The organism is Collinsella aerofaciens (assembly GCF_040920445.1).
Classification (GTDB): domain Bacteria; phylum Actinomycetota; class Coriobacteriia; order Coriobacteriales; family Coriobacteriaceae; genus Collinsella; species Collinsella aerofaciens_BH.
Window position 1 is genome coordinate 1 of the sequence record NZ_JBCOTQ010000046.1, and the last position, 7,437, is coordinate 7,437.

The following is a 7,437-nucleotide window of genomic DNA, read 5'->3' on the forward strand; positions in this document are numbered from 1 at the left end:
TGCAGACGCTCGTCGATTTGCTCGAGTGCATCAGCGTAGCCGCCCACGCCAAATTCAACGCGCTCAACCGTAATGCCCCGGTCGATGACCTCCTGTTCAAAGCGATTGCAGCCTTCCCACAGGTAACGGAAAAAGTACGCTCCCTCGCGCGACGCGCGGGGCAGGCAAAACACCAGATTGATATCCTTGCGGCGCAGGCTTGAGGCACTTGTGTTGCGGTGATAGCCCATGGCCTCGGCCTTAGTGTTCACCTTGGCGCGCACGGATTCGCTCACGCCGGCCTTTCCCGTCAGGGCCTTGTGCACGGTATTGATGGAAACGCCAAGCTCGGCGGCTATGTCCTTCATGGTTACGCGAGCGCTCATGGGATTACTCCGTTATAGATAAGTTGCCAATTTACAGTTCAGTTAACGATACCCCAAAAATACTCTTCAACTCGCCGCGCTCGCGCCCAAATGCGCAAAGCGCCCCGCGAACGGATGCTCGCGAGGCGCTTGGATGTCTGGACCTTATTTGATACCGCGGCCCAAGTCTTCGGCGATTTTGTCCACGCCCTTAAGTGCGGCGCACGTCTTTTTGTTGGAGCAATGCCCCGTGCAAACGCCACCCTGAGCGCAGTCGGCGCAGGTGCCCTTGCGGTAGATGCGCACGCACACGGCGACAAACGCAATACCGATAACAGCCAGTACAACAATATCGATAGGTGCCATAGCAAGCCTCCTCTAGTTAACCATCACTTACTTTACCCCATTCTCCACCTACCAAATAGGGACAGGTTTATTTTGGTCGGTTTTATCTGCGGAAACGCCACATCTTACTTCTGGAGCAAAGCAATCTGTCCCCCCATTGCGTCAAAAAGCCCGAGTGTCACTGAGACACCCGGGCTCGTGGAAAGGGGTTGATCCTTATTCGGACTTAGGCGGAAACTGCAGTGGAAGCAGTGTTGGTCTCGTCCTCGTCGGTCCAAGCGTGCTTGGGCATGGGACGGAAGATCTGGAAGAGCATCGCAACCAGCAGCACGATAGCCACAACCGTCCAGAAGCCAAACTGGCCCAGAACAAGCAGGTTGTAGAACTGGTTGATGAACAGGCCGATCACCCAAGCAAAGGCGCACTCGTAACCGATGGCAATCGCGAACCACTTGCCGGAATCCATCTGGTTGCGGATGGCACCCATGGCAGCAAAGCACGGAGCGCACAGCAGGTTGAACGCGCCAAAGGCGACGCAAGCGCCCATGGTGGGGAACATGCCGGCAAACGCGGTCCACAGGCTCGGGTCGGTCTCGCCCGCGTCGGCAACGGACAGCAGCGAGCCGGCGGTGGCGACGACGTTCTCCTTGGCGACAAGGCCAGAGACAGTCAGCGCTGTTGCCTGCCAGGTGCTAAAACCAAGCGGGGCGAAGATCCAGGAGACCAGGTTGCCGAGCATGGCAAGCACGGAGTAGTCCATGAACTCCTCGGAGATGCCGTCCATCGCGGGCAGGTAGCCAAAGGAACCATTGTAGCTACCAAAGTTGGACAGGAACCAAACCACGACAGTGGACGCGAAGATGACCGTGCCGGCCTTCTTGATAAAGGCCCAGCAGCGCTCCCACACGTGCAGCGCCCAAGAGCGGATCGCCGGGAAGTGGTAGGCAGGAAGCTCCATAACGAACGGCGTCGGGCGACCGGCGAAGAGCTTGGTCTTTTTGAGCATGAGGCCCGAGGCGACGACGGCAAAGACGCCCAGGAAGTAGAAGAGCGGGCTGATCCACGCGGCGGTGGTGGAAGAATCGCCGATGATGGAACCCATGAGCAGGGCGATGATCGGCAGCTTGGCGCCACAGGGAATAAACGTGGTGGTCATGACCGTCATGCGGCGGTCCTTCTCGTTCTCGATGGTCTTGGTGGCCATGACGCCGGGAACGCCGCAGCCCGAGGTCACGAGCATGGGGATAAAGGACTTACCGGACAGGCCAAAGCGGCGGAACACGCGGTCCATGATGAAGGCGACACGGGCCATGTAGCCGCAGTCCTCCAGGAAGGACAGCATCACGAACAGCAAGAACATCTGCGGGACAAAGCCCATGATGGCGCCGATGCCGGCCACGATACCGTCGCAGACCAGCGAATCGACAAGACCGCCGTCCTCGGTGCCACCCGCCACAAGAGCGTTATGCACCGCGGTGGTGATACCCGGGACATAGGGACCGTACTGTGCCGGGTCGACCGAGTCGGCATTGTCGCCCGCAGCCTCGACAGCTGCGTCGTAGGCGTCGCGGCCCTGGCCGAGCACATACCAGCCGTCGGTGCCGAAGAGCTGGTCGTTGGTGAAGTCGGTCACCGTGCCGCCCAGGGTGGAAACGGCGATGTAGTACACGCAGAACATGATGACCACAAAGATCGGCAGGCCCAGGATACGGTTGGTAACCACACGGTCGATCTTCTCGGAGGTGCTCATCTTGGCCGGGGCCTTGGTGAGGCACTCATCGATGATGTGCGCGATGACGCCATAGCGCTCACCGGTGATGATGGACTCGGCATCGTCGTCGCAGTCCTGCTCGCACTGGGCGACCAGCTCCTCCACGCGAGTGGCCTTCTCCTTGGTGAGGTTGATGAGTTTGCAGGCGTCTGCATCACGCTCGAACAGCTTGACGGCGTAGTAGCGACGCTTTTTGGCGGGAACGCTTGCCGGCAGATTGTTCTCGATGTGGTCCAGAACGTCCTCGATGGAGGAATCGAACTTGTGCTCCGGCACCTGGCCCTTAGAAGCAGCGGACTTCTTGACCTGCTCGAAGAGCTCCTTGATGCCCTTGTTCTTAAGAGCCGAGATCATCATGACCGGGCAGCCGAGCTTCTTGGAGAGCTTGTCCGTGTCGATCTTATCGCCGTTCTTCTCGACCAGGTCGGCCATGTTGAGGGCAACGACCACGGGCAGGCCGGTCTCGATAACCTGAAGCGCCAGGTACAGGTTGCGCTCGAGGTTGGTGGCGTCGACAACCTGGACGACCACATCGGGCTCGCCGCTCATGAGGTAATCGCGCGAGCATTGCTCCTCGGGGCTGTAGGGGGAAAGCGAGTAGATGCCAGGGAGGTCCGTGATGGTAACGTTCTTGTCGCTTAGGAGCTTGGCTTCCTTTTTCTCAACCGTGACGCCGGGCCAGTTGCCAACGTAGCCGTTGGCGCCGGTGATCAGGTTGAAAAGCGTGGTCTTGCCGCAGTTGGGGTTACCCGCCAGCGCGACATGGATCTGAGAATCCGCCATTCAATCCTTCTTCCTTGTGTGCCTGTGCTGCTTTCTCCGCGCAGGCTGGATAATGTGCTTAAAATTGCAGCATTAAGTTAGAAATACCTAACTTTATCTGCAGAAATATGCGCCGCGAGTCCTTACTGGACCTCGACGACGGCGGCCTCCTCCTTGCGGATGGAAAGCTCGTAGCCGCGCACGTTGATCTCGACCGGATCACCGAGCGGTGCAACCTTTACGACCTTGAACGAAGTGCCCTTGATGAGCCCCAGGTCCATAAGGTGGCGGCGAAGCGCACCCTCACCGTGAAGCTTGACGATGGTAGAGCTCTCGCCCACCTTAACGTCACCCAACGTCTTCATCCTCTTGTCCCCCTTTCGGTTTTTATGAAATGCTGCAGACTAACCGACGGTCATGATGTGCATGGCAACCTTGGAATCGATACCAAAGCGTGCGCCCAGCACGGTGACGATAATATTGGCGCCACTCGAGCTCACCACGTGGATTTCGTTGCCCTCGACAAAGCCGAGGTCCTTGAGGTGGTGTTTCATGTCCTCATTGCCCTTTACACGGGACACGCGCACGGTTTCGCCCGCTTTTACCATCGAAAGCGGCATGGCCGGCATCTGCGGTCCGCAAGACATGAGTGGCTCCTAACGTCAGTTCGTCCTTAACATCGACACGGTAAAAGTTAACCACGCCTATGTTCGCTATAGTAAACTAACACGTGGTTAACTTTTTGGAAAGGGTCCGCATTCAGATTTCGAAAAAGTTTCCTATACGAAACAAAGGCGCCGCAAAGACTGTCTCTTTGCGGCGCCTTGCCATACCAATTGATGCAACAGAGGGGACTGCCCCTTTGTCACATTGTTGAGATTAGAGCGAGAGGTTTCTGATCGACGTAACGCAGGAGGCCTCATCTACGCCCGAAACGCGAAAGATGATGTCCTCGCCGCACTCGCCGTAGAGAGCCATGAGTCCCATGACATCGCGGCCATCCGTGTGGCGATCGCCGATGCTGACTGACACGTCGCTACGATGCTTGGCAATGATGTCATAGAGCAGCGCAACCGGGCGGGCATGTAATCCCAACGGATCTTTAATCGTCTTTGTAAACTCGACCATGTCCCCTCCCACGACATCGCACATTCGGCCGGCAAAACCCAGCCACGTGGTAGCTATTGTACCGTTAGATGCTTCTCGAGAGCTCCTCTGAACACCTCGTGGTCAAAAAGTGGCAAATATGAGTACTGTCACCAATTTAGTAGCAGCAAAATCGAGAGCAAATTGCCTAATTTGAGCGATTCGAAGAGGTTGAAAGCCGTCAAACGCCCTTTAAAGGGAGTTAGATAAATCGATTTTGAGCCCATTTTCGCTCAGAGCAGGCCGAAAAATATGGCACTTCTTTTGCAACAGTACTCATATTTGGCATTTTTTGACCACAGGGTCCAAAACATGTCTCAAAACACAAAAGGAGGGGCCCGAAGGGCCCCTCCTTAGGAAATGGAATCAAGTTGTTCCTCAGCTGTGAATAAATCCCAGCTTCTACTCCATCATGTCGAGAACAGACGGACGCAGCTCGCTCTCGGCAGCCTCGGGATCGGTCTCGCGCAGACGGTTGATATAGCGGTTGTACCACATCACGGCAAGGCCCAGGAAGACAACCACACCGCCAACGTTGTAGACCAGCGTCAGCCACAGCGGCTGATCGAGCGGAATGGTGCCGCAGATAAGCACGAAGCAGAAGACCACAAGCAGGAATGCGGCAACGACCAGGCCAAAGCTGCGCGAGCCCATGCGGAAGTCACGGGGAGCGGCGTCGAAGTTCTTGCGCAGCATAAAGTAGGCAAGCAGAATCAGCAGCGGCGGGAGCAGAGCGGTGGCAGCCGTCATGTTGGTGACGATCATGAGCAGGTCGTCGAGGTTGCCGGAGCCCAGGGCCGGGATGATCAGGATGGGGACGACGATGGCGAACTGCAGCCAAGCAGCGCGGGCAGGAATGCCATGCTCGTTGAGCTCGACGATCTTGCTACCAAAGACGCCCTTGGGGATCTCGGTGAAGAAGACCTTGATGGGAGCGGAGGTCCACATCATGAGGGAGCCCAGCGTGGCGGCGAGAAGGATCAAGCCGATGGCGCGCGTAGACACTTCCATGGGAATGCCAAAGTGGGCAAAGACAGCGCCGAATACGTCGAAGATACCGGTGGAGATGGCAACGCCGCCCTCGGGGATGAACAGGTTGACCAGCAGCGAAGCGCCTGCATACAGAAGGCCGATGGTCAGGCCGGCGATAACGACGGTGCGCACGAAGGCCTTGACGCCACCCTTGAGGTCGTTAAGGAACACGCCGACAGACTCAGCGCCGCCAACGCCCTGGATGATCCAGGCAAGCGTACCGAAGAAGCCCCACGCAGTTGCGAAGTTGCTCATGTCGGGAGCCATGTTAGCGGGAGTAGGAGCCGTAGCGAACTCAACGCCGCCAAAGGCAGCAGCCAGGGACAGCAGGATGAACACGGCGGTCAGGCCGAGAGCCGCGGTCGAACCGAAGGAGGAAATGGAGCCGATCCACTTAGCGCCCTTGGTCGAAACCCACGTGGCGATAGCAAAGACGACGATCTCGATAATGGTGATCCACAGCTGCGAAAGCTCGGCGTTGGCACCAAAGAACACGTAGCTCGCGTAGATGATGACGTTGGGCAGGACGGACGCAAAGAAGAACAGGTTAACGAACCAGTAGCTAAATGCCGTCAGGAACGCCCAGCGACCACCCATCGAGGTCTTAACCCATGCGTACACGCCAGACTCGGAGTCCTTGTTGAGGCCGACGAACTCGGCGGTAACCAGGGTATAGGGGACAAAGTACAAAAGCGTGGCGAAGAAGAACGACGGCGCAGCTGCCAAGCCGATGGCCGCGTTGTTGTTGATGATGTTCTTGATACCGAACACGGCGGCGACCGTCATGCCCAGCAGAGCGAACGAACCAATCGTTCCTCGTTTTTCAGAGCTCATAAGCCCTCCCAATCATCTGTTAAATGTCATCTAAAACCGTCCGAGCTGCAAGTGCAAACACGGATGGCGCACCTGCTAAGGGGAATGGGGAAAAGGGAGTCAACAAAGCCATCCCCCTTAACGGCGCGAAGCAAACGTCCAGGCGGACGAATACTACTTGTTGGGGAAGGAATAACCTTCGACTGTCACGTGCAGTACCACGACGCGGGGATCCGCGGCATCGGCCACGACACGGTAGGCCTCGTCAATTTCGACGACGGCAACGCCGCCGGCGGGAATCGTCACGGTCTCCCCCGTACCCTCAAAGCGCTCGCGATCATCGATATCGCTGTAGGCGCGCGTACAGGTAAGATCGGCCTTGGAAGCCACCTCAACGGTCAGATTGCCGTCGAGCGGGGCGAGCACGGCATGGTAGCGACGGTGACCGACCAGATCGGCAGTAGCCGCCTCGTGGGCGTTCACCCACCAATACACCAGCGAGTCGCCGATAGAGTACGCCACATCGTGCTGCAGTTCAGAAACGCCGTCGAGTGCCTGACCGGTACGCATCCACTTCTTGACGGACTTCATCTGGGCGTCGAAATCGGCACGCGAGTTAAAGATATGCATGACTTATGCCTCCTTAATGGGTGCCAGCGCCTGAGCCAGATCGGCAGACGTCAGCGGTCGCAGGGACACCTCAAAGCTGAAGCTCTCAAAACGGGTGCGATAGGAATCGAGCACCTCGGAACCCCAAGAGTTCGAACCAAGGCCGAGCAGCTGGTCGTTGATGTTGACCGTAACCGTGTCGCCCTTGACAAGGTCGTAGACGTGCTTGGCGTTATCGATGGCCTCGCAGCTATAGGGCCATGCCGAGAACGAGAACGGATTGGAGGCAGCGTCAGCCGGACGCGTCACCAGCACGCCGTCACCGTGGCTAGAGCGCAGGGCAACCCAGCGGGTACCCTCGCGGTTGGCACAATCCTGGGGCATGACATACGGCGTGAACATGTCGTCGACCGTAGTGCGGTAATGACCGACCGGGTTGGCGCGCAGCGAGTCCGGATAGTTCTCGCCCGGGCCGTGGCCATACCACTCGACGGCACGATCGCAACCGGGGACCTCAAAGGAGATGCCGATGCGCGGGATAATGTCCGAATAGTCGCCGTAGGGCTCGCCGGAAACCTTGAGGTCGACGCGACCGCTCGGAAGCACGGTGTAGAC

General features: G+C 57.9%; 9 protein-coding genes. All 9 read right to left on the bottom strand.

Annotation, left to right across the window (positions count from 1 at the left end):
- Nucleotides 1–365 (bottom strand): LacI family DNA-binding transcriptional regulator (locus AB5405_RS07670; RefSeq protein ID WP_368138077.1); only part of this gene is annotated, 365 nt, incomplete at its 3' end.
- A 144-nt stretch (nt 366–509) separates the two neighbouring features.
- Nucleotides 510–710, bottom strand: coding sequence for a hypothetical protein (locus tag AB5405_RS07675; RefSeq protein WP_035136858.1), 201 nt, complete (start codon nt 708–710; stop codon nt 510–512).
- Between the two features lie 205 nt (nt 711–915).
- Nucleotides 916–3,243 carry a ferrous iron transporter B gene (gene feoB, locus AB5405_RS07680; RefSeq protein ID WP_368138078.1) on the bottom strand — a complete coding sequence of 776 codons (2,328 nt, stop codon included), beginning with the start codon at nt 3,241–3,243 and terminating at the stop codon, nt 916–918.
- Between the two features lie 122 nt (nt 3,244–3,365).
- On the bottom strand, nt 3,366–3,587 hold the full coding sequence (locus tag AB5405_RS07685; protein WP_006234774.1) for a FeoA family protein: 222 nt from the start codon (nt 3,585–3,587) through the stop codon (nt 3,366–3,368).
- 39 nt (nt 3,588–3,626) lie between these two features.
- Nucleotides 3,627–3,869: a FeoA family protein gene (locus AB5405_RS07690; protein ID WP_022094360.1), complete on the bottom strand. Its 243-nt coding sequence runs from the start codon at nt 3,867–3,869 to the stop codon at nt 3,627–3,629.
- A gap of 232 nt (nt 3,870–4,101) precedes the next feature.
- Nucleotides 4,102–4,350: an HPr family phosphocarrier protein gene (locus tag AB5405_RS07695; RefSeq protein WP_022094361.1), complete on the bottom strand. Its 249-nt coding sequence runs from the start codon at nt 4,348–4,350 to the stop codon at nt 4,102–4,104.
- 420 nt (nt 4,351–4,770) lie between these two features.
- Nucleotides 4,771–6,234 (bottom strand): amino acid permease, encoded by a 1,464-nt coding sequence (locus tag AB5405_RS07700; protein ID WP_329738563.1) that lies wholly within the window; start codon nt 6,232–6,234, stop codon nt 4,771–4,773.
- 153 nt (nt 6,235–6,387) lie between these two features.
- Complete coding sequence (locus tag AB5405_RS07705; protein WP_161145099.1) at nt 6,388–6,843, bottom strand: NanQ anomerase/TabA/YiaL family protein; 456 nt, start codon at nt 6,841–6,843, stop codon at nt 6,388–6,390.
- Nucleotides 6,844–6,846: 3 nt separating this feature from the next.
- Nucleotides 6,847–7,437 (bottom strand): beta-galactosidase small subunit (locus AB5405_RS07710; protein WP_368138079.1); only part of this gene is annotated, 591 nt, incomplete at its 5' end.